This is a genomic window from Bacillus sp. SRB_8 (assembly GCF_003264205.1).
Classification (GTDB): Bacteria; Bacillota; Bacilli; order Bacillales; family Bacillaceae_G; genus Bacillus_A; species Bacillus_A mycoides.
The window spans coordinates 1-2,252 of record NZ_NADT01000108.1 but is presented as its reverse complement, the minus strand read 5'-3'; the positions used below and the strand labels follow the sequence as shown (position 1 = coordinate 2,252).

Here is a 2,252-nt window from a genome sequence, read left to right as displayed (position 1 = left end):
TCTCTTTCTCTTTCTCTTCCTCATTCTCTACTGCTTTTTTTTCATCTTCAACTAGGGGCATTTCCGTTCGTTCCGGCTGTTCCCGATTTTCTATATTTTGCTCTTCTTGCTCATTCACTTCACTTACATTTTGCTCTTGTACAATTATTTCTTCTGCTTGCCCTTGCAACGGGAAGAAAGTACATATATATACAAATAGCAAACTCACTAGAAAAAACTTTACATCTTTCATCTATTTGTTCAAACTCCTATTTCGACGCCCTAGAGCGATTTCGTCACTTTCACTCCGAAAAACCCATCTACATTTACAAGCTCTCCATACGCAACTAATACATCGTTCACATAAATTTGAATGGGTTCATCAATATCTTCATCAAGTACGACCGCTTCGTTTTCTTGTAAACTTAAAATATCTTGAATTGTCTTCACTGTACTTCCAAATACAAATTTAACATTCATTTCTACATTTTGTATAATAGATGCATCCATATACACTGGTTCAACTTGCTTGACTTCTTTATATTCAATCGGCTGTACGACTGGTGCAGGAATTTCTTCCTCTTCAATAACTTCCTCAACTATTTCTTCTTGCTCTTCCATCATCGGATAAAGAAGTCTTCTAACCATTTCTTTCGCTTCTGATATTGGTAGTATTTGATACATCTTTGACTGAAGGAGATCACCAATTTCAAGATTAAAAGTAATTTGAACGAGTTCGTCAACTGCCATCGACTCTCCCAAATACTCCATTTCTTCTTTTAACGAAATAAATTTAACATCTGGTGGTGTCATATCCATTTTTTCTTTAAATATTTCTGACATTGCTGTTGCAGCATGCCCCATCATTTGGTTCATAATTTCTTTAATGCCACTTAACTCTAATTCACTTAACTCTAATTCACTTAGCTCTTTCTCCGGATCAATTTCACCCGTTCCCATCATCATTAAATCTACCATTGTTAAAGCAACATCTTTCGTAAATACGAATACATTCTCATTTTTTAGTCCTTCAACAAAATCGACATTTAAAATAACAAATGGAACTGGCACTCCGTCATAATGGCGAACATTAATAGCCTCTACATTTGGTGTACTAATAGTGACAGGCTGATTTAAAAGCGTCGATAGTACTGTTGAAGCCGAACCGATTGAAATATTCGCAATTTCACCAAGCACATCTTTCTCTTCTTATGTTAATTGCTCTTTTTCTACATGTTCTTCTACAATTTCAGTTACTACCTCTTCAACTGGCGTCTCTGTTTTTTCTACTTCACCAGATAATTGCAGTAATTTATTTATCATCCGTTTCGCATGTTCAACTGAAACAATTTGCACAAGTTTAGAGTTTACAAGGTTATCTATTTTTAAATCAAACGATACTTTAACAATTGTGTTATTTCCAGTTATTTCAATGATTTTCTCCATCTCTTCTGATAGCTTTACGACTTTAATTGTCGGCGGAGACATATCTACTGTATCTTGGAAGAATTCCGACATAGATGTAGCTGCGAATCCCATCATTTGATTCATCGCTTCTTGTACAGCACTTAGCTCTAATTCACCAAGTTCTTTTCCTTCTTCCACTTCACCTGTCCCCATCATCATTAAATCAGCAATTGATAATGCAACATCTTGCTTAAGGACAAGAAGATTTTCCATATCTAATCCTTTTGTAAAATGAATATTTAACACAACATGTGGAACTTCAACATCGCTTGTATCATATAAATCTACCAATTCTATACGAGGAGCAGTAATGTTTACTTGCCTATTTAAGATTGTCGATAATACAGTCGAAGCTGAACCAAATGATATATTTGCAATCTCGCCAAGAATATCGCATTCTTGAGGCGTTAAATGCTCATTTTCTTTTTCGAGCACAATCGTGCTCGCATTCCCTTTTGTGTGTTGCTCAGGCATTTTCCCTGCCTCCCCATTTCTGTTTTTCTTTCAACGATATAAAGTGAAACTTTAATCAGTGGGGTTTTGTTCCTCCCCCACTGATTATCAGCCCTCACCAATCAGGCGTTTACGGGCAGCAGAGCTCCCACCTAACTTCTTTGTTCCAACCGAATTTTGAGGTGGGAGTTTTACTGCCCACAAATAGTGGAATAAACTGTCTATTACACTCGTTATATTTATCAAACGTATTATTCCCACAATATTTGCAAACGACAGTTGTCACACACTTAATGAATAGTTCTAACCAAAAAGCTCCCCAATTGTATACATGAACTGTACCCCGAATCATG

1 protein-coding gene and 2 pseudogenes are annotated in these 2,252 nt (G+C 36.1%); all 3 read right to left on the bottom strand.

All coding sequences use genetic code 11. The features are described from left to right. A pseudogene (locus B5P40_RS32075) lies at positions 1-232 on the bottom strand (transglycosylase); the annotation flags it as partial. 29 nt (positions 233-261) lie between these two features. Continuing rightward, positions 262-1,920, bottom strand: a pseudogene (locus B5P40_RS32070) (flagellar motor switch protein). A 109-nt stretch (positions 1,921-2,029) separates the two neighbouring features. Next, the coding region (locus B5P40_RS33125) for a hypothetical protein (RefSeq protein WP_309252118.1) at positions 2,030-2,252 on the bottom strand (223 nt) is incomplete at its 5' end.